Source organism: Neobacillus sp. S1115 (genome assembly GCF_055385565.1).
Genome location: NZ_AP038275.1, coordinates 3,982,109 through 4,002,142, shown reverse-complemented (window position 1 = coordinate 4,002,142; position 20,034 = coordinate 3,982,109). Strand labels below are relative to the sequence as shown.

The following is a 20,034-nucleotide window of genomic DNA, read 5'->3' as shown; positions in this document are numbered from 1 at the left end:
GAAAAAGATTAGGGGTGTTGGGTATGGTTCAGGGAATCGGAAATTGGCTTGTGAAACATTGTAAGGTTCGTCCGGATAGACTGGCGCTTGTCTATAACGAAAAACGGTTTACGTACTTAGAATTTAATGAACGGGTCAATCGGCTAGCTAACGCCCTTCTTTCCATAGGGGTAAGGAAGGGTGACCGGGTAGATGCGCTGCTTCTTAACACGAATGAAATGCTCGAAGCAGTGTTTGCCTGCGCGAAAATTGGCGCAATCTTTGTGCCCATCAACTTCCGTTTAAGTGCCGAAGAAGTCCATTATATTGTTAATGATTCAAGGGCCTATCATTTTATTTATGACAGCCGGATGAGGCCGCTGGTAGACCAGCTGCGAACGATGGAATCCAGTTTGCTTGAATACATCCACGTCGGGAACCAACCGCATGATGATGATTTGCTTTATGAAAAATTGCTGGAGGAAGCGTCACCGGATGAGCCGGGCTTTGAGATTGGGATCGATGACATCCATTTAATGATGTACACATCCGGTACAACCGGCAGGCCGAAAGGGGCAATGTTAAGCCACGGTAATACCCAATGGAATGCAATTAACTTCATCCACAACACCCCTGTTGATTATTCTGATACGACGCTCGCCGCAGCGCCGCTGTTCCATATTGGCGGCATGAGCGTGTTTACGTTGCCGCTAATCTATAAGGGTGGCGCAAATATTTTAATTGATGGTTTTGACCCGGTGAGAATTTTACAAAAAATCAATGATGAACAGGTAACCACCTTATTCCTAGTCCCGGCGATGTGGCAGGCGTTAATGAGTGTACCGAATTTTGAGGCCTACGATATTTCATCGCTCCAATTCGCAGTTTCCGGCGGGGCACCTTGTCCGATTACAGTGATTGAATTTTTCCAAAAACGGGGAATTCCGTTTTACGAGGGATTTGGCCTGACGGAAACGGCTCCGTTTGTCAGCATCCTTGATAAAGAAAATACTATCCGCAAGAATGGCTCGGTCGGGAAAGAGCCAATGCACACCACAGTCCGCATAGTCGACCCGCTTGACCGTGATGTGCGGCTTGGCGAGGTGGGAGAGCTGATTGTGAATGGTCCGAATGTGATGGTTGGCTATTGGAATAAGCCGAAAGAAACAAAAGAGGCGATTCGAAACGGCTGGTTCTACACAGGCGACTTAGCCAAATTTGATGAGGATGGGTTTATTTATATTGTCGACCGCAAGAAGGACATGATCATTACCGGCGGGGAGAACGTCTATCCGATTGAAATCGAGCAGGTTCTATACCGGCATCCAAATATCCGCGAGGCTGCGATTATCGGCTATCCGGATGAAAAATGGGGTGAATCGATTAAAGCCGTGGTTGCTTTGAAGGATAACAGTCAAACAATAACAGTGGCTGATTTGGAGAAATTTCTTGATGGAAAAATCGCCCGCTTTAAAATGCCGAAGCAGCTGGAAATTGTCGAGGCACTGCCACGCAATGCAACCGGGAAAATATTAAAAACCGTATTAAGGCAAAACAATTCGAAAGGGTGATATAGGTGTACGATAAATACTTTGATCATTTTGAAATAGGTGAAAAGTGGGAGTCACGTGGGAGGACGATTACGGAAACAGATCTTGTCATGTTTTCTGCTCTGACAGGAGACTATTATCCGCTCCATACTGATATTGAATACGCGAAAAACACAATTTTTAAGCAAAGAATTGCCCATGGGATGTTGGTTCTATCGTTTTCGGTCGGGTTGACAAAAATGGACCCGAAAATAGTAGTGGCAAATTACGGAATTGATAAACTGCGCTTTATCCAGCCTGTATTCATTCACGATACCATTCATGTCGAACTGGAAGTCATCGATCTCCAGGATAAAGGAAATGGAACCGGGGTCGTTACAGTCAAACAGTCGGTCGTCAAACAAACCGGCGAACCGTGCATAGTTGGAATTTCGAAAGCCTTGATTAATAAAAGGCACCCTGCCTAGAAATAACAAGAGAATAGGAACAACGTGCTGGGAATAGAAATTCCCAGTTTTTTGTGTTTTTTTAAAAAAGTTTAAAAATTTTGTAAACAAAATGGCCTCTATTTACGTCTAATTACTTTGGAGCATATTTATACAGAAAAAGCGGGCAGTGTACAGCCCAAGCTAGAGGTGATGGAATGAAAAAGTTAATAGAGTGGCCGGTTCGGTTGGTTTTGATGGTTTTCGGGTTTCTTTTTGTCTTTAATCTGCCTTCGTTAATTGGCATTGGAAATACCTTAACGTTACACCCGGAAACTTTTTGGAAGTATGTGAAAGAGAATATTCAACAATTAATTCAGTTTGGGGACACAAGTTACATAGACCTGTTTAATGAGCAAAATCTGCCGGAAGGTTATGCTTATACCATGTCGATATTCACATATTCGCTGGTAGCAGTTATCGTATTTGGACTGCTAGCTGCCATGTTTGTCCATATGATGCCCCAAAAAATCGGTGGATTTATAAAGCGCGGAATTTACTTTTTTGAAGGCGTTCCTGATTTAATGGTTATTTTTATCATTCAGTTCTTTGTTATTACGCTATATAGAGAAACGGGTTTGAAGTTTTTGCAGCTTTACGGAGTATTTGGTGCAAGGCCTTTTGTGGTCCCTGTTGTCACGGTTTCCTTTCTTCCAGCAATGTTGTTTGCTCAGTTTATCATAAAGGTGCTGGAGGAAGAGAAGGTAAAGGATTATGTTCAATATAGCAGGGCAAAAGGGCTTAGTTCATTAAGAATTCTGATTGTACATATGCTTCGCAACACTTTTCCGTTATTTATTTTGCAATTAAGAACGAGTATTTGGGTCATTCTCTCTAATATATTTTTAATTGAATTCATGTTTACGCTTCCAGGGTTAACAGGAATCCTTCAATTGATCGTCATGAGAGGCGGCAGTTTCCTTGGACTGGTCATCTGTCTGCTGTTATTTATTTTGCCGCTTTTAGTGATTGAGGTGCTTAGTCTTTTTGCTATCAAAGCCGTAAACAGAAAGGAGAGTGCAAGCATATGAGAGGTTTCCGAAAAACCACCATCGGCTCAGCAATTCTGCTTCTTCTGCTCATCGCAAGTTTACTATACCCGTTGTATGGACCGGCAGATTTTGATAAAAATGGCCTGATTATCAACGAAGCGGGAAAGGTAATCGGCCGTGCCCCGTTTCCACCTTCTTCAGAGCATATATTTGGAACAGACCGCAATGGCCAAGATTTGCTATTACTTTTACTGTATGGAGCAAAGTTTACCTTAATCACAGCTATTGGTGTGGCTTTCCTAAGGGTAATCATCGGGGGCCTTTTAGGCGTCTTTATATCACTTTGGGCACCGTGGTTAAAAAAATTTGTAAATGATTTATTTATTGTATTTCGATTTGTTCCCGCTACCTTTCTAGGGATTGTATTGATGCTTCCGGTAATGGCCCATGTTGAAAGGCCGCTTACCACCATCGTTACCTATCAAGTTCTGATGCTTATATTGCTAGGAATTCCATCGGTGTTAGTTTTTACGACTGACTTGATCGAGGAGTTAAAAACCAAGTCGTTTATTACAACTTCCTTGTTAATGGGAGCCGGCAAGTTTCATATTTTAAAAAGGCATTTATTCCCTTATTTTCGCTCCTACGGCATTCTATTTACGGTTCAACAACTATTAACTACTTTACAGGTAACCATGCATTTAGGTATCTTTGGCCTTTATCTAGGAGGCCAAACGATTGGCGGAATCGTAGGCTATGATGATCCACCGCCGAAACAAGCCTCCATGTCCAATGAATGGGCAGGTTTAATTGGACAAAGTTTATATGATTTCATCCAGTATCCCTGGACCATATCGTTCACTATTTTAGGATTTTTCGTGATCATCCAGATTGTCAATATGATCAAAAAAGAACTGGAAGAAAATATAGCAGGTATTTCGTATGTAAAACAAAAGAAGACACTAGTTCAAACATCGGTTCGTAAGACAGGTAACCAGGCTCCGGAGCAGTTTGTTTTTGTTAAAGAAAAAAAGAGTTTAGGTTCGTAGATAAATGTATAATGAAGTTGAAACTTTAGTTCAACACAAAGGGAGCAGGAAATATGAATAGATTGCAGGATGTATATAAAGAAACTCCATTTCAAGTGAACGGCCATGGTTCTAGAAAAATCCAAGTTTTGAAGGAAGCCTTTGAAAACCTTGATGGACAGCTTGATAGTGAAATGTATGGGAAGGGGAAATTGATCGAGGACTTCCAGGAAAAAATGGCGTCTGTTTTGGGAAAAGAGGCTGCGGTATTTTTTCCAAGCGGGACAATGGCGCAGCAAATCGCGATGAGAATTTGGTGTGATCAAAAAGGCTTGAAAAAGGTCGCCTACCATCCGTTGTGCCATTTAGAGGTTCATGAAGAGGACGGATTAAAGGAGCTCCATCAGATTGAATCCGTTTTGTTAGCAGATAAAACTAGGGTCATCGAATTTGAAGATGTAACAGGCATGAAGGAAGAGGTTGCTTGTGTACTTTTGGAATTGCCGCAGCGGGAAATTGGCGGACAGCTTCCGGACTATCAAACGCTTGAGGCGATTTCCGCTTATTGCAAAGAAAAAGGAATTATGCTTCATTTGGACGGGGCACGACTGTTTGAAATTCTTCCTTTTTATGAAAAAACAGCTGCCGAAATTTGCCGCTTGTTCGACAGTGTGTATATTTCTTTTTACAAGGGAATTGGCGGGATTGCCGGTGCGGTTCTGGCTGGTGACAGTGACTTTACTGAGAAATCCAAGGTATGGAAAAGACGCCATGGCGGGGATTTAATCAGTCTTTATCCGTATTATATGAGTGCCGATTATTATTTTGAAAAACGGATTGGGAAAATGAAGCAGTATTATGAGGAAGCGAAAGAACTCGCTGGATTTTATAATCAGTGTTATGGCGTCTCCACTAAGCCGGAAGTGCCTGTTTCCAATATGTTTCATGTCCATTTCGATGCCCCGAAAGAAGAGATGGAGCGGATTTTAACGGAAATCTGTCTGGAAGCCGGAATTGGGTTATCAGGTTATGTAAGAGACGTGACGGAGTCGACCAGTTATTTTGAAGTCAGTGTCGGGGACTTGTACGAGAAACTTCCACGGGAACAATTAATCGGTGCTTTTAAATTATTGGAAGAGAAAATGAGGGCAAAATCGTTGTAGTGAGTGGTCACGAGTCAGAGCCTGAATAATAAAACCTTTCTAACATATCCTAAATTTGTTTAGGAGGTGATGGGAATGGCGAATCGTAGACCAAATGATGCTAATATTGCGCAAAATATCAAAAATGCGGCAGGAGAAGCTTTTGAATCGGTGCATAATGCTTTAGAGGCAACCGAGAATGCTGCCATGAAAACAGTAGACGCCGCAAGTAACGCCGTCAGTAATCTAACCGAAAACAGGTCCGCTCAAAAAGATGGATTCCGTTATGATTACAATGATGCTTCGGATTTTAACGATTAAATGAACTATGGAATCATCTATTACATTTCCGGAATATTAGAAAAAACTAAGGTCCGAAACCAAAATGGCTTCGGACCTTCAATTTTAAAAGGGTAGTTATTTCTTAGGAATTTCGCACCCGTTCTCGTCACAGCTTAGACCGCCGTCCTGGTCACCCAAATCCGTAATGGCTGATTCTTCTGCTTTAATCTGATTCAAAGCTTGGATAAATGTTTCGGTCGGCTGGGCCCCAGTAAGCGAGTATTTTTTGTTTAATATGAAAAATGGGATGCTGCGGATGCCGTATTGCGCAGCGAGCCCTTCGTCTTCGCGGACTTCCCCGCTCATTTCAGTGCCTGACAGCATTTCTTTTACTGCCTCGCCGTTTAAGCCAACCTCTTCAGCCAGCTGTACAAGTGTGGCATGATCCCCAATATGCTTGCCTTCCGTAAAATAAGCACGTAAGAGGCGGTCGGTCATTTTATGCATGAGGCCCTGTTTGTTGGCGAACATCACCAATCGGTGGGCATCGAATGTGTTGGTCAGAATTTGTGCATCTTGGTTAAACTCCAGTCCAACCTCGGCAGCCATTCTTTTTAAGTTACGACTGTTGGCTTTTGCTTGCTCCACGCTCATGCCATATTTTTTCGATAAAGCTTCGTAGATATTGTAGTCTACATCCCGTTTCATCGTAGGATCGAGTTCGAAGCAGCGATAAACGACCTCGACAGGGAAATTAACTTTCTGAATAGCGTCCTCCAGACGCTTTTTGCCAATATAGCAAAATGGTCAAGCGAAGTCAGTCCACATTTCTATTAACATGCGATATACCTCCAAATTTAACATAATGTAATAAAACTATATCAGTTCCCAAATTGGGATGCAAAAATGCCGCTTGTAGGGAAGTGCTGCAGCATCACCTAATTAGCATAGCCTTCATGAAAGAACGCAAAATAAGAAGGAAGTGCCGGACAGGCATTCTTTTTAGTATGACTATATGAATCGAAAAGGATGATGAAAAAATGTCTAAAAAGAAGAACAAGCAAAAACAGTATAATCCAGCAATGCCTAAAACGGATGTGGAATTTGCCCAAACTGGACTTGAAAAGGTAGCGTTACAAGCTTTAGAAAAAACAAAAAAATAACTTGAAAAGGGGCACTGCAAAAAGTGCCCTTTTTTAGTTGAAAATGCTGCGTGATGAAAATCACCTCTTGCCGGCGTAGTTCATTTTAAAATAGAAGGAAGAGGTGAATGTAATGGAAAAGAACTGGTCAATCTCATTAGAGCATGAGGAATATGCAAACGATAAGGAATTGGTTATTGCAGATGCGATTGATGCTGTAAAACAGACAGTGAAAGGATTTTATGTTAATGTCGTCACGCCTGCCGGCTTTGGGAATCCTGATGAGTATTTAACAGAGGAGTTGTTTTCTAGGTTCGGTGCGAAAATTGATGTAAAGTTTATCGACCAGTGCGGCTGCGGCGGTTACGTGTTACGGGTTTGGAAAAGAGTTTAGATAAATAATCTTCATTATAAAAAAATAATTTTGTATGCAGTTAACGGGCATAGTAAAAACAAGTTAAACATCCAATTTCAGTCATTTTATCAAGAGGGGGATGCTAATTGAATTGCCCGGACTGCGTATATTCGAATCCGGAGGGGGTCAGGTACTGCCTCAACTGCGGAAAAAACTTTAAACTGGGTGGAAATACGGACCCGGATCCAGACAGTTTATTTTACGAGTTTGCCTCTTACGTGGATGCGATGCCGAAGCAGCTGCGTTCGGTAGAACCTAAATTTCAAAACATTTTTTCAAGGGTGTTTCGAAAGCATAGCACGCTGGAGGCGGATAGGCTATTCATTGTCGGTACAGCAATCACAACACCGAAGATTGAAGAAGTAAAGGAAACATGGCCAAAGCCTTGGCTTTTTGCAAGAGTATTTTTGATTGCCCTGCTTGCATTTTTAGGCATGCACATAGGTGTCACCGTGTTCCATAATTTTAACTTTTTACCGGGTCTCATCATTATTGGTGCATTTGCGGTCCCTATTACAACGCTGATGTTCTTCTGGGAAATGAATGCACCGCAAAATATTGCTTTTTATAGGGTCATTTATGTAGTCTTGATTGGCGGCATTCTCTCGATGCTGGTTGCACTAGTATTTTTTAATCTTGTAAAAAACAACATCAACCCCATCACCATTGGTATTGTGGAGGAAGTGGCCAAAGTGATGACTGTTATCTGGTTTGTTCGAAACCACAAATACAGGTACATGCTAAATGGGCTTTTGGTGGGTGCAGCAGTGGGAGCAGGCTTTGCCGCGTTTGAAACAGCAGGCTATGCGTTAAGAAGCCTGTTAACAGGAGGGAGTTTCGAACACCTTTATACGACGATCCTCTGGCGCAGTGTTTTAGCTCCCGGCGGGCATGTGGCCTGGGCTGCATTGACAGGTGGGGCTTTCTGCAAAGCACAAGGCGATCAAAAATTCGATTTTTCACTATTGGTTAAGCCGTACTTTTTATTTGTTTTCCTTCTGGTCGTAGCGATGCACGCTTTATGGGATACACCGATTAAAGGCATGTCCCCATTCGGACATATCTTTCTTATGGTTTCTTCATGGGTTGTCGTTTTCTTAATGATTCGCAGAGGCCTTAAAGAAATCGCCAATAAAAAATGGCGGATTGCGTATGAACCAACTCAGCCGACACAGCCTTAAAGGTGATTGGGGCAAATTGACGAGTGCCCGATCTTGTTGGGATGTTGAAAATAGAGGTTTTATTTTGCCCGTATTGTCTCTATTGTAGGGCGAGCGGTAAGAATAGAGGCTGTTATTTTGCCTGTATTGTGCCTAATATTGAGCCAACGGTAAAAATAGACTCGGTAATTACCTATTCCGTTCAAAGAATGATAGTTCGATTGCTGCCAAAAATATAAAATGCGATTGCAGATAATGTCAATCGCATTTTTTTATTCCCAGCTTAAATATTACCCATTTCTTGCTGATAAAGTTCATGCAACTTAAGGTTATTTTTGCTGTTAATAATCAATCCGGTATTGGGGGGCTGGAACTTAGGGGGCAAGTGAAACAACGGTTCCGTGTTTGTTTCAATGGCTTCATGTGGAACCGAGATTTGCGGCCATTTTTTCAAGAAATTGCCGCGGCTCGCCAGGTGAAACCCCCACATTCCAAAGGATGGCACCACTGAATAAAATGCTTCCGTTTTAAAGCCCGAAGCCTGCAGTGTTTTAGCGATACTCCAATAGACCCGGGGGTTGTCCTTTGGGGAAGTTGACTGGCAGACGACGACTCCATCAGTGTTTAAGTGCCGGCCAACTTGGTCAAACAGTTCCTTCGTATACAATAAGCTGGTATCTGGGTCAACCGGGTCCGGAAAATCCATAATGATGACATCATATCTTTTCATTTCTCCCATTAAATATTTCTTCGCATCCATAATATGGACCTGTAGGCGGTTATCCTTTAACGAACCCTCATTAACATCAACAAATGCCGGTTCATTTGCCGCCAGCTTAATAATCATCGGGTCAATTTCAACAAGGTCGATATGGCCAACATCATGATATTTAATGACTTCCCGAACGGCAAGGCCATCCCCACCTCCTAAAATTAGCACCCGTTTCCTTGATTTTGCGAGTTCCATTGCCGGTAGGACCAATGCTTCGTGGTAATGTCTTTCATCCAGCGAAGAAAACTGGAATTCTTCATTCAGATACAATCTCAGGTCCTTTGCCATGACAAGCAGTATGTCATTGAGCTCACTCGCCCCTTGATAGAGGATGTGGTGCCCGCCATTCTTGATTTCCTTAAGAATTTTCATGTCCCATGCATTTCCCGGGCGCCTGCTGGCTGAGAGCATCGGATGTAGCTTTTTTGAATATAGAGGAGAAATCTGCCTTTCCATCCCTCTTTCAATTTCAATAGCGGTGGCCCGCCCGGCACCGATTTTTCCAAGGAATTTTTTTAAAACATGCCAGGCATCCTGAGGGGAGCAGGTATATAAATCAAAGGCAGCATACCCATATTCGGGCCAGGTATGAATGGAAAAATGGGAGGTCGAAATCGCGATGATTCCCGTTACTCCTTGAGGTGAAAAGGAATGGAAGCAAGCCAGCAGAATTTCCAATTCCAGCTCACGGAGAGTATCAAGCATCAAGGTTTTTAATTCATCAGCGTTATTTAAGAGCTCCGCCCGACAATCGTATGCATCCACGATGAGGTGCTGACCTTTCATCTCCATACTTCCATCCCTTTCTCCATTCTGATTCATTTTTGAGTTCATATTGTTGTTTTAAAAAATTTTTCATAAATAAAGTATGTGAGTGTAACTCGGGTAGTGATAAATACGTATATTCGCTTGCAGTATATTAAGGCCTTTAGGACAGTTAATAAATTGTCAAAATCAATTTAGTATGTGTGAAAATTGATACAGGCTTCTGAATATGAAAATGGTAAAATAGGAAAATCTATTGAGGATAGGGGAGTAATGTGGCTATGAACAAAACTGAAATAATTGCGCGCAGAATACTAGGCTGGAAGTTAAATAGATGGGATCGCTGGTATGATTTTGAAAAGGGAATTTTCATACCTGTTGACGAGTTTCAACCCGAGCAAAACCTGGAGCACGCTATGCTAATCGTTGAAAGAATGAAAGAGTTGGGGTTTACATATAAAACAGACGGTACGTGCCAAGCTTGTTTTAATGATGCATGCGAAACGGGCAATACGTTAGCGGCGGCCATTACAGAGGCAGCATTTGCAATCGCTGATAATAGTTCGGTTCCAGATGAATGGCTATAGCTTATCAGTAAATAATTATATTATTTAAACCCAAACAATAAACCTTATTTTTTAGCGACCGAATTTTTCAAGCATTCGGTCGTTTTGCTTTTGGTACCTATTTAGAACCTGATAGCGCTTCAAAAATGTTAATGAAATGTTCACATGAGCTGAGGATAAAAAGGAGTAAAATAAACATATCGAGTTATTATGTGAAAACATTCACAAATATATGTATTATGGACAGGTGATAAGGATGGGTGGACTTTCCGTTAGTGCGTTACTCATAAGATTTATTTTAGGGGGGGTGGCAGTTGTCGCTTCAACGATTGTGGCGAGGAAATTGGGCGAAAAGGCAGGCGGAATATTCGCTGCTTTTCCAGCCGTATTTTTAGCGGCATTACTTACAGCGGGGCTGGATTTGAAAGGCGAGGCTCTTGTTTCCCAATCCATTATGCTCTCAAAAGGAGCCATGGTTGGGATGGGAATTAATATACTCGTGGCCATTATGGCTGTACTTCTATTAAAGAAACACGGATGGAAAAAAGGACTCATCGAGGCGTTAGGCTGCTGGCTGGCAGTTTCTATCATAGTGGTTGCCATCACGGTCAATTAGGAAAGGGTGTTAACAATGACAAAAGATTTACTTTTACGTTTTCTACTTGGCGGGGCCGCCGTTATGGCCAGCTATTTAATAATTGTGGTTTCACCATGGGAAATCCTAGGGGGAATATTCGCCGCGTTTCCGGCTGTGATGATTACGGCCGTTTTAATGGCAGGGGTTACTTCCGGAACGAAGAACGCAGCGAAAATTGCAGGCGGTTCTGTTTATGGCATGATTGGCGGCATTATTTGTGCAGCGACCGTCTGGCTGTTCTTAAAACTGACCCATAATTGGCCGCTAAGCATGCTGCTCGGTCTGCTTTTTTGGCTGATCAGCTCCGTGATGGTGTCAACACTAAGGGAGAAATTAAATATAAAACCATTTAGTAGAAAGCTGGTTTTGGCAGAGGCACGGTTCAGACATCATAAATAATAGAAAAAATGCCAGTCGGCATCCGAAAAAGGAAAGCTGCCTGGCATTTTACGTTTTTAAATAATATCAAGAGGAACTTTTCTGTCGGGAGCAGGGAAAACCTCGTCAAGTCTAGCTAATTCCTCTGTTGTTAGTTCAATGCAAGCAGCCGCCGCATTTTGCATGACGTGTTCCGGATGGACAGCTTTTGGAATGGCAATTGCCTGATTGGAACGGATACACCAGGCTAGCACAATCTGCAAGGGCTGCACATTGTGACTGCGGGCAATATCCAGAATGGTAGATTCACGCAACAGCTGTCTTCTTAAGGAACCTCCCTGGGCGATCGGGCTATAGGCCATTATGGGCATTTGATGCTGCTTTTGCCACGGCAGCAAATCAAATTCAATCCCTCGTGAGCCTAGATGGTATAATACCTGATTGGTGATACAATTTGTCCCGTTTGCGGAAGCAACTAATTCATCCATATCTTCTGTGTCAAAGTTGGAAACACCCCAACGCAGAACTTTTCCTTCTTTTTTTAGTTTCTCCATCCCTTCGATGGTTTCCTCAAGTGGAATCTGGCCCCGCCAATGTAAAAGGTACAAATCCAAATGATCTGTTTGAAGCCGTTTTAAACTGTTTTCACAGGCTTCGGTGATTTTATTTTTTCCAGCATTATGAGGATAGACTTTGGAGACCAGAAACACTCTATCTCTGAGTCCTTTTATAGCTTCACCAACAACTTGCTCTGCACCGCCATTTCCGTACATTTCCGCTGTATCAATTAACGTCATTCCGAGTTCAATCCCAAGTTGAAGGGCTTTTACTTCCTGCTCTTTTGCACGGCTATTTTCGCCCATATTCCAAGTTCCCTGACCTAAAACCGGTACAGACGAACGAGCAGGGAGGGATATTACACGCTTATTTAGGGTTTCCCTAATTTCAGCTATTTTCCTAGATTCAACCATTTCAAGCTACCTCCTTCATGATCCCATATTCTTTAGAAAATAATACCATAATCTCAAGTGATAACTCCCGTTCGGAATAGACAAATTTTACAAAAAAATATGCACATTTTTTAACAATCGTCATATATTAGCTTCTGTGTGAGAAATTACGTAGGAAGGAAGTAAGGACGATGAATAACAATCAAGTTTTAAAACCAATCAAGAACGAGGGCAAAGATCAAGGAAATGGCGGATTTAAGATTGTTGAAATCAATGTGACTGACCCGTCTGAAAATTTATTTGCTGTGTGTACACCTGTTAAAAAATAATAAAAAAGACTATCCAGAAAAACTATCTTTTTTGTAAAAATACATAGAAAGATAGTTTTTTTAGCTAATAGGAAGTTATAAATTTTCATAAATTTATAACTTCCTAACACATAAATTCAACTACGCCTCATGAACCGTCCCTATCGGACTCGCCAATCTGCGAGTTTTCATTTAATTCTGCTATTTTAGTGTTTTTCATATATGTAAGCGCATACATTGGTATTGAGCAATGGAGGTGATACCTTTGATGTATATTTATGGTAATGACTATATAAAGTATTTAAACGACGACAGTGCAGGACATTTAACCTACGATCAATGGAAAATCAAAAAAAGTCAACAGGGCACCGATAAATGCGCTTCATGCGGAACTATGAAGGAACACTTACAGCCTTGTCCGAAATGCAGACATTAATCATAAAGTTTAAAAAACCCACACCCCAGTAGTGGGTTTTTTTATTGATTTTATTCTTGAAAAAAATTCCACTAGCCTATTGCAAACGAAACCAAATTCGAATAATATCTAATTAGATAATTATTAAAGTAGGTGAATTTAAACATGCAATTAAACAAAATCGTGGAATTTCATAAAGCCATTGGTGACCTTACCAGGATTAAGATTGTCGCTTTGCTTCAACAGGGGCCGTTGCACGGGCAGGCGATTGCCGGTAAGCTGGGGCTTAAACCGCCAACGATAACCCACCATATGGCAAAACTTAGAGAGGTGGGGCTGATAAAAGAGCGGCGTGATAAAAACACCATTTATTTTTCTCTTAACACAAAAATATTAGAGATGAGTGCTAAGGCTATTTTGAATGTTGGAACTGGAGGCGGAGCAGAAATGGAAATGTCGGTGACAGCGGAGGATAGGGAAGCAATCATTAAAAACTTCTTCACCAAAGAAGGGAAACTGAAAACCTACCCAGCGCAGCGAAAGAAAAAGCTTGTTGTGCTTGAGCATATGGTCCAAGGGTTGGAATTGGGTAAAGTTTATCAAGAAAAGGAAATTAACGAATATTTAAAGCAGTATCATGAGGATTACGCTACGTTACGTCGCGAACTTATTATGTGCCAATTTATGTACCGTGAAAATAATCAATATGAATTAAATCCGGTTGAACTGTGGTGGCTGAAGTAAATTTTTTTGCAAAACTAATTAGATAGATGTGAAATTAGATAAGGGCGAAAGGAGATGAGGAAGATGGCTCTTTCCTTTATCAAAGAGGAAAAACAATACCGGAGATTATTTCTTGCGGGTGTCGTAAATGGAATCGGCGACCGCTTCAGTTCCGTTGCTGTATTAGCGCTTGTAATCCAGTTAACAGGGTCAGGCTTTGCAGTCGGCATGACGCTAGCGATTCGGCTATTGCCCTTTGTTATTTTCTCCCCAATCGGGGGAAGGCTGGCAGACCGTTTTTCAAGAAAAACCATTTTAGTGGCAACTGACCTCATCCGCATCGTGTTTGCCTTGTCGTTTCTATGGGTTCATGGGAAAGAGGATCTTTGGATTGTTTATGTTAGTACCTTCATGTTAGCGGTGGGCGAGGCTGTTTATGCACCAGCGAGAAAATCGGCGATACCGCTTCTTGTCAACAAAGAGCATCTGATAAAAATAAATAGTCTAGAACAAGTATTGGTTGGGATTGTACTAATTGTTGGCGCCTTTTCAGGGGGGATTGTTTCCTACTTATTTGGAGCAGGTTTAACCTTTTGGATTAATGCGGCTTCCTTTTTAGGTGCAGCGATTATCATTTCTTCGATCACATTTCCTGAAAAGAACTCCATTCAGGATGAAAAGCCGCAACAAAAGGAAAAGCTGATTCCAACCTTAAAAAAGGTAATCATATTGTCCGTCCCGGTCCAAATTCTTCTTTTCTGTGAAGTGGTCATTGCGTCCATGAACGGCATTGATAATGTCCTGATTACCGTGTATGCCGTTAAAGAGTACCATTTAGGGGATATAGGTGTAGGGGTCTTTTATGGAGCGTTAGGGATTGGTTTAACATTAAGTTTTTCTGTCGCCAACCGTCTGCGAAAAAATATCCTTGGGATTGGGTTAGCCTGTCTCATGCTCGAGGGTGCTTTTCTTGTAATATTAAGCCAAACCCATTATATAGTCGCAGCGTTTCTCGTGTTTTGCGGGGCCGCGTTTATGTCCGGGATTGGGAATGCCTGTTTTGATACGGTTCTGATGAAGGAAATTCCTGAGGAACACCAGGGAACAATGTTTGGGTTATTGGCATCCATTGGCAATCCATTATTGGGTGTTTCAATGCTTTTATCAGGGGCCGCTTTAGAATATCTGTCACCGCGAGCAATGGGGTTAATTGGCGGTAGCGCCTATATGTTAATCGCCATTTTCCTTATGATCTTCTTGTCTGTGAAACGTGTGAGGGAAAAGGAAACTATGACCAGTCCGCCATTTTTGAAAAAATAAGCAATTGTAAACCAAGCAGGACAAACATCCATTTTTAAAAGGCTATTATATTCGCATTTACGTTTATCGTCACGGCTGCATAAGAATAATTAAACCAATTAGAGAGGTGACTTAATTATGTGCGGCTGGTGCGGTTGCGGTGGTTATGGCTACGGTTTCGGTTATGGCGGCTTTAGCCCATTTGTTTTAATTGTAGTATTGTTTATTCTTTTAATTATCGTCGGGGCTAGCTTTTATTAATAACAAGTAAAAAATGAGGTGTTCTTTGAGGGCACCTCATTTTTTATTGGTAATCTTTTTTCAAGTCGGTGAATACATAATGGGGAATAAACAAAAAAAGGGGAGGATTGTCTTGACCGCAACTGTGTTCCTCGTTGTTTTAATCTCATCTCTTGCCTATATTCTTGGCGGATTTCTCGTTTTAATTCGGAAAAATTGGCCGGAAAGAACTTTATTGTCGTTGGTTGCACTTAGCGCTGGCCTGTTATTATCGATTGCTCTTTTACATTTAATTCCTCATGCGCTAGAAGACTATCATGACAGCAGTTTGTTCGTGATGCTTGGGTTCCTGATTATGTATTTTATTTTTCTGCCAGGAACTTTTCGTGGGAAAAATGGGGTAGAAAACAGTGGGAAGTCTGGGGCAACGGGATTAACAATCGGAATGCTGCTCCATAATTTTTTTGAGGGATTATCGATTGGAATTAGCTATGCCTCTTCTTTTGAATTAGGTGTTTTTGTTACGATTGCACTGGTGATCCATAAAATACCGGAAGGGCTTTCCTATACTTCGGTTATGCTCGCCTTTTTAAATGGCCGCAAAAAAACAGCCATTTATCTTGTCATTCAGGGGCTTTTTACTTGGCTTGGAGCAGGAATTGCGGTTTTGCTATCGGAAATGAAGGACTTTCAAGAAACGATTGTCGCCATGGGCTTATCCGTAACAGCAGGGATTTTTCTGTATCTTAGCGGGGCTATGTTATTGCCTTTAATAAATCGAGGGACATTTAAAAGTACGCCCCTGTTTTTTATAGCTGGAATCTTGCTATTTTTCATATTACATAGTGTTGCTTAGCACCGGATGCAGGATCTCAAATTCAACAGTCTATAAAGTCATATAGAGCTGCTGAGGCAGCTCTTTTTCTGTTTAGGTAAGGAGTCTCAACTAGTCGTAATAGAAAAAACATGTAAGATTTTCTGACAAAGGAATATGTAACAACCTTTATATTTGATACATTTGAACCATATTTTATAAATAGGGATTGGGGGATTTTTTATGGAAAATGGTTTAGAAGTTAGAAAGAACATAAAAATAGAGAGATGCATCTCTATTGAGGAACATTTGAACGAACTCTCAGCACTTCTTATTCAAGTTGTTGAAGATGGTGCTTCGATTGGTTTTTTACCGCCATTAGAGGAAAACGTGGCAAGGAAGTATTGGGAATCTGTCTTAAATCCTGAGGTGATCTTATTTGTTGCTAAGATTAATAATGTCATTGCCGGAAGTGTGCAATTACATCTGTGTTCAAAGCAGAACGGCAAACATCGGGCGGAAATTGCCAAACTGATGACACATCCGAATTTTCGCCGAAATGGTATTGGTCGTTTACTAATGAAGAAGGCTCACGAAACGGCTAAACAAATGGAGAGAACATTAATCGTTCTTGATACGAGGGAAGGAGATCCTTCTAATAGACTTTATACTTCTTTTGGGTATATTCAAGCAGGACGGATCCCTAAATATGCATTGTCTGTAAATGGGAATTTTGATGCGACGATAATATATTATAAAATGATTTAAACGATATGAGATGGGTTCGTCTAAAATGTTAAACGGCCCAGAAAATGAGGCAAAAGAACCGTCCGAGACTACTGAAAAATACTTCTTATAGAAGGCAGATTAAAGATATATTGACCCCATTGACATGCAGATTGATTGGGTCATCAAGAACAAGATGAAGACCATTTTCCACATTGGTGTGAACTGATATGGCCTTCATCGGCCTAATGAAGACCATTTTCCACATTGGTATGGGCCGTTTTGGTCTTCATCGGCCTTATGAAGACCATTTTCCACATTGGAGTGAGCTGATATGGCCTTCATCGGCCTTATGTGAAGACCATTTTCCACATTGGTATGGGCCGTTTTGGTCTTCATCGGCCTAATGAAGACCATTTTCCACATTGGTATGGGCCGTTTTGGTCTTCATCGGCCTTATGAAGACCATTTTCCACATTGGAGTGAGCTGATTTGGCCTTCATCGGCCTAATGAAGACCATTTTCCACATTGGAGTGAGCTGATATGGCCTTCATCGGCCTTATGAAGACCATTTTCCACATTGGTGTGGGCCGTTTTGGTCTTCATCGGCCTTATGAAGGCCATTTTCCATCTTGGCCTGAACTGATTGGTCTTCCTTAGCCTTAGGATGGTTCTATTCAGAAGGGATTTTCAATTCCAGGGTATTTTATCTTAACAAACAAATTCCAGATAAAGTCATGTTTTTCAGTGGTCTCGAACAGTCCCCATGCCTCATTTTTTTTGGATTATGGGAAATGCTATTGAATGTGTTTTAGGAAAGGTGGCACGTGAATGAATTATTTTTCTTATAATCTGAGGAGGTTTGCAATGGGCATTTTGAGTGGAAATCCTAAGGAAGAGCCAATGCATTATGGAGAGGTATTTGATCTTTGGGCATCTGTTCTAGCTGGTAATGGCATGATTGCGGGTTATCAAACGATGATAAACCATACGGGTGACGACGATTTAAAAAAATTATTAAAAGAAGCCATTGAACTTTGTCAGCAGGAAAAGAAACAAGTGGAAGAACTTTTAAAGGAAAATGGAGTTGGTTTACCTCCAGCGTCACCCGAACCGCCTGAAGCTTGCTTAGAGGATATTCCGGTTGGAGCGCGCGTTCCGGATCCCGCTATTGCAGCCGTACTTTCGGCCGATATAGCTGCAGGATTAGTGACTTGCAGCCAAATTATCGGTAAATCCATTAGGGAAGATATAGCCATGATGTATGTGCAAATCCATAACCAAAAGGCAGCGCTTGGCGGAAAAGCTCTTCGGTTAAACAAAGAAAAAGGCTGGCTTATCCCGCCGCCATTACATCCAAATAAACATGGTGATTGTTAAGGTTGGGCAGGATGAAGACAAATGGTCTTCATCCTTTTTTAAAATTTTTATGCTCGAAAAATAGAATATTTTAAATTTTATAACATATTAGATGAATTTCAGAATTAGAAAAAGTATAATTAGGCCATATATGGACGAATCGTTTTCCAGGGAGTGGATATACATGAAAACAAACCTGCTATATGGCCAAACCGGAATGGACATAGAAGTACCTGATCATTCATTTATCGTTGAACCTAAAGACCTTCCTGCAATGGAAAATGAAGTGGAAGCGATTAAACAGGCATTAAGGAATCCGATTGGAACACCTCCTTTAAAAAAAATGGTCAAAGCGACAGATACTGTTGCCATTATCATAAGCGATATTACGAGACCGACCCCAAACCATATCCTTGTCCCAATGTTAATAGAAGAATTGAGCCATGTGCCATTGGAGAATTTCGTGGTGATCAATGGAACAGGGACTCACCGCGATCAAACCAGGGAAGAGTTTGTACAGATGCTCGGTGACTGGGTTGTCGACAATATCCGGATTATCAATAATAACTGTCATGACAAAAGCACACAGGTCAACCTTGGCAAAAGCAAATTTGGTTGTGATGTGTATCTCAATAAAGACTACGTAGAAGCCGATTTCCGGATTGTCACAGGGTTTATTGAACCGCACTTTTTCGCCGGTTTCTCCGGTGGACCAAAAGGAATCATGCCGGGTATTGCCGGGATTGATACGATCATGACGTTCCACAACGCCAGAATGATTGGCGACCCTCTTGCTACATGGGGAAATATGGTCAATAACCCAGTCCAGGACATGACAAGGGAAATTAATGGTCTTTGCAAACCGCATTTTATGTTAAATGTTACACTGAATAAACAAAAAGAGATCACAAACGTATTTGCAGGAGAGCTTTACGAGGCACATGATCAGGGCTGTGCCTTTGTAAAAGAACATGCCATGGTCCGGTGTGAAGAGCGGTTTGATGTTGTCATCACTTCCAATTCCGGATATCCGCTTGACCAAAACCTGTACCAGGCCGTTAAAGGAATGAGTGCCGCACAGAAGATTGTCAAAAAAGGCGGGGCCATTATCGTCGCTTCGGAATGCTCAGATGGACTGCCAAGCCATGGAAATTACGCAAAAATTTTTGAACTTGCCGATACTCCGCAAGGATTACTTGACCTCATCAATAATCCTGAATTTAAAATGTTTGACCAATGGCAGGTGCAAAAGCAGGCGGTCATCCAGGTTTGGTCAGATGTCTACGTTTATTCTAAGCTAACAGACGAACAGGTGAAGGGCGCCATGCTTAAGCCGATACACAATATTGAGAAAACCCTTGAAGAACTTAAACAGGTTTATGGCGAGAATATGACCGTTGCTGTTTTACCGCTTGGGCCGCTGACAATTCCATATGTGGAAGAGTAGTATCTTAAGATAAAAAAGTCACAAAATGTTCAAAAAATAAGAAATATGTTATTTTATAAAATGTTATGAAGAAATAGAATGTTCATTGATGAAATGTAGGCCAATATGTTCGTGATTCCAGCGGCCATTTTTGCTGGCAGCCTTAGCTGGACCGATTATTTTGCTAACTTAGTTCCGGTATTTATTGGCAATGCCATTGGCGGAGGGGTCTTCGTCGCCTTGATCTACTGGATGGTATATAAAGAGGCATTACGGACTAATGCTTCGCAAGAATTAAACAACATAAAGAAAGCCGTCTAGCAATCTAACTTGCTTTAGTTCGCAAAAAATACAAATTTATGATATATTCATAGTGTTAATATTTAAAATTAGTGAAGAACGCATTGAAATCAGGTAACAGTTGTTGCTTTAATTTCCTGCATTCTCACAAATAATATGGCGGGAATGATCGCTAGTATA

The 20,034-nt window shown here is 41.4% G+C and carries 24 protein-coding genes; 21 read left to right on the top strand and 3 right to left on the bottom strand.

The window, feature by feature from the left end; all coding sequences use genetic code 11:
- Positions 1 to 23: 23 nt before the first annotated feature.
- The 6 genes from ACZ5B7_RS19345 to ACZ5B7_RS19320 all read left to right on the top strand — a co-directional run bounded on the left by ACZ5B7_RS19345 (position 24) and on the right by ACZ5B7_RS19320 (position 5,497).
- Positions 24 to 1,550, top strand: coding sequence for an acyl-CoA synthetase (locus ACZ5B7_RS19345; protein WP_464490649.1), 1,527 nt, complete (start codon positions 24 to 26; stop codon positions 1,548 to 1,550).
- Positions 1,551 to 1,555: 5 nt separating this feature from the next.
- Entirely contained in the window at positions 1,556 to 1,996 is a 441-nt protein-coding gene (locus ACZ5B7_RS19340) for a MaoC/PaaZ C-terminal domain-containing protein (protein ID WP_464490648.1), read from the top strand.
- A gap of 176 nt (positions 1,997 to 2,172) precedes the next feature.
- Entirely contained in the window at positions 2,173 to 3,045 is an 873-nt protein-coding gene (locus tag ACZ5B7_RS19335) for an ABC transporter permease subunit (RefSeq protein WP_464490647.1), read from the top strand.
- Positions 3,042 to 4,055: a hypothetical protein gene (locus ACZ5B7_RS19330; protein ID WP_464490646.1), complete on the top strand. Its 1,014-nt coding sequence runs from the start codon at positions 3,042 to 3,044 to the stop codon at positions 4,053 to 4,055. Before ACZ5B7_RS19335 ends, ACZ5B7_RS19330 begins: the two co-directional genes overlap by 4 nt.
- 53 nt (positions 4,056 to 4,108) lie before the next feature.
- Positions 4,109 to 5,197 carry a threonine aldolase family protein gene (locus tag ACZ5B7_RS19325; RefSeq protein WP_464490645.1) on the top strand — a complete coding sequence of 363 codons (1,089 nt, stop codon included), beginning with the start codon at positions 4,109 to 4,111 and terminating at the stop codon, positions 5,195 to 5,197.
- A 75-nt stretch (positions 5,198 to 5,272) separates the two neighbouring features.
- Positions 5,273 to 5,497, top strand: coding sequence for a hypothetical protein (locus tag ACZ5B7_RS19320; RefSeq protein ID WP_423798549.1), 225 nt, complete (start codon positions 5,273 to 5,275; stop codon positions 5,495 to 5,497).
- A gap of 96 nt (positions 5,498 to 5,593) precedes the next feature.
- On the opposite strand, the gene ACZ5B7_RS19315 is transcribed toward ACZ5B7_RS19320, so the two are convergent.
- Positions 5,594 to 6,253, bottom strand: coding sequence for a DsbA family oxidoreductase (locus ACZ5B7_RS19315; protein ID WP_464494529.1), 660 nt, complete (start codon positions 6,251 to 6,253; stop codon positions 5,594 to 5,596).
- 245 nt (positions 6,254 to 6,498) lie between these two features.
- On the opposite strand from ACZ5B7_RS19315, the gene ACZ5B7_RS19310 reads away from it, so the two are divergent.
- The 3 genes from ACZ5B7_RS19310 to ACZ5B7_RS19300 all read left to right on the top strand — a co-directional run bounded on the left by ACZ5B7_RS19310 (position 6,499) and on the right by ACZ5B7_RS19300 (position 8,196).
- Positions 6,499 to 6,621: a hypothetical protein gene (locus ACZ5B7_RS19310; protein WP_261363816.1), complete on the top strand. Its 123-nt coding sequence runs from the start codon at positions 6,499 to 6,501 to the stop codon at positions 6,619 to 6,621.
- Between the two features lie 112 nt (positions 6,622 to 6,733).
- The gene (locus tag ACZ5B7_RS19305) at positions 6,734 to 6,994 is read left to right on the top strand and encodes a CGCGG family putative rSAM-modified RiPP protein (RefSeq protein WP_464490644.1); all 261 of its coding nucleotides are present in this window, start codon (positions 6,734 to 6,736) and stop codon (positions 6,992 to 6,994) included.
- Between the two features lie 107 nt (positions 6,995 to 7,101).
- The gene (locus ACZ5B7_RS19300) at positions 7,102 to 8,196 is read left to right on the top strand and encodes a PrsW family glutamic-type intramembrane protease (RefSeq protein ID WP_213145463.1); all 1,095 of its coding nucleotides are present in this window, start codon (positions 7,102 to 7,104) and stop codon (positions 8,194 to 8,196) included.
- A gap of 262 nt (positions 8,197 to 8,458) precedes the next feature.
- Here the strand turns inward: ACZ5B7_RS19300 and speD are convergent, their stop codons facing one another.
- Positions 8,459 to 9,739 carry an adenosylmethionine decarboxylase gene (gene speD, locus ACZ5B7_RS19295; RefSeq protein WP_464490643.1) on the bottom strand — a complete coding sequence of 427 codons (1,281 nt, stop codon included), beginning with the start codon at positions 9,737 to 9,739 and terminating at the stop codon, positions 8,459 to 8,461.
- A 254-nt stretch (positions 9,740 to 9,993) separates the two neighbouring features.
- On the opposite strand from speD, the gene ACZ5B7_RS19290 reads away from it, so the two are divergent.
- From ACZ5B7_RS19290 to ACZ5B7_RS19280, 3 genes are all read left to right on the top strand, one after another.
- Positions 9,994 to 10,299: a BC1872 family protein gene (locus ACZ5B7_RS19290; RefSeq protein WP_464490642.1), complete on the top strand. Its 306-nt coding sequence runs from the start codon at positions 9,994 to 9,996 to the stop codon at positions 10,297 to 10,299.
- A gap of 235 nt (positions 10,300 to 10,534) precedes the next feature.
- Complete coding sequence (locus ACZ5B7_RS19285) at positions 10,535 to 10,894, top strand: DUF3147 family protein (protein ID WP_464490641.1); 360 nt, start codon at positions 10,535 to 10,537, stop codon at positions 10,892 to 10,894.
- Positions 10,895 to 10,909: 15 nt separating this feature from the next.
- Positions 10,910 to 11,314: a DUF3147 family protein gene (locus tag ACZ5B7_RS19280; RefSeq protein WP_464490640.1), complete on the top strand. Its 405-nt coding sequence runs from the start codon at positions 10,910 to 10,912 to the stop codon at positions 11,312 to 11,314.
- A 56-nt stretch (positions 11,315 to 11,370) separates the two neighbouring features.
- On the opposite strand, the gene ACZ5B7_RS19275 is transcribed toward ACZ5B7_RS19280, so the two are convergent.
- Entirely contained in the window at positions 11,371 to 12,264 is an 894-nt protein-coding gene (locus ACZ5B7_RS19275; RefSeq protein ID WP_464490639.1) for an aldo/keto reductase, read from the bottom strand.
- Between the two features lie 170 nt (positions 12,265 to 12,434).
- Between ACZ5B7_RS19275 and ACZ5B7_RS19270 the strand changes: the two genes are divergently transcribed.
- The 9 genes from ACZ5B7_RS19270 (at position 12,435) to ACZ5B7_RS19230 (ending at position 19,875) form a co-directional block, all read left to right on the top strand.
- Positions 12,435 to 12,572: a hypothetical protein gene (locus ACZ5B7_RS19270; protein ID WP_464490638.1), complete on the top strand. Its 138-nt coding sequence runs from the start codon at positions 12,435 to 12,437 to the stop codon at positions 12,570 to 12,572.
- Between the two features lie 559 nt (positions 12,573 to 13,131).
- Positions 13,132 to 13,710, top strand: coding sequence for a DUF2087 domain-containing protein (locus ACZ5B7_RS19265; RefSeq protein ID WP_464490637.1), 579 nt, complete (start codon positions 13,132 to 13,134; stop codon positions 13,708 to 13,710).
- Between the two features lie 63 nt (positions 13,711 to 13,773).
- The gene (locus ACZ5B7_RS19260; RefSeq protein WP_464490636.1) at positions 13,774 to 15,009 is read left to right on the top strand and encodes an MFS transporter; all 1,236 of its coding nucleotides are present in this window, start codon (positions 13,774 to 13,776) and stop codon (positions 15,007 to 15,009) included.
- 117 nt (positions 15,010 to 15,126) lie between these two features.
- Positions 15,127 to 15,249: a YjcZ family sporulation protein gene (locus tag ACZ5B7_RS19255; protein ID WP_213119029.1), complete on the top strand. Its 123-nt coding sequence runs from the start codon at positions 15,127 to 15,129 to the stop codon at positions 15,247 to 15,249.
- A 79-nt stretch (positions 15,250 to 15,328) separates the two neighbouring features.
- On the top strand, positions 15,329 to 16,084 hold the full coding sequence (locus ACZ5B7_RS19250) for a ZIP family metal transporter (RefSeq protein ID WP_464490635.1): 756 nt from the start codon (positions 15,329 to 15,331) through the stop codon (positions 16,082 to 16,084).
- A 201-nt stretch (positions 16,085 to 16,285) separates the two neighbouring features.
- The gene (locus tag ACZ5B7_RS19245; RefSeq protein ID WP_464490634.1) at positions 16,286 to 16,810 is read left to right on the top strand and encodes a GNAT family N-acetyltransferase; all 525 of its coding nucleotides are present in this window, start codon (positions 16,286 to 16,288) and stop codon (positions 16,808 to 16,810) included.
- 826 nt (positions 16,811 to 17,636) lie between these two features.
- Positions 17,637 to 18,149, top strand: coding sequence for a DUF3231 family protein (locus ACZ5B7_RS19240; protein WP_423798539.1), 513 nt, complete (start codon positions 17,637 to 17,639; stop codon positions 18,147 to 18,149).
- A gap of 163 nt (positions 18,150 to 18,312) precedes the next feature.
- On the top strand, positions 18,313 to 19,575 hold the full coding sequence (larA, locus tag ACZ5B7_RS19235) for a nickel-dependent lactate racemase (protein ID WP_464490633.1): 1,263 nt from the start codon (positions 18,313 to 18,315) through the stop codon (positions 19,573 to 19,575).
- A gap of 105 nt (positions 19,576 to 19,680) precedes the next feature.
- Positions 19,681 to 19,875: a formate/nitrite transporter family protein gene (locus tag ACZ5B7_RS19230; RefSeq protein WP_464490632.1), complete on the top strand. Its 195-nt coding sequence runs from the start codon at positions 19,681 to 19,683 to the stop codon at positions 19,873 to 19,875.
- Positions 19,876 to 20,034 lie beyond the last annotated feature (159 nt).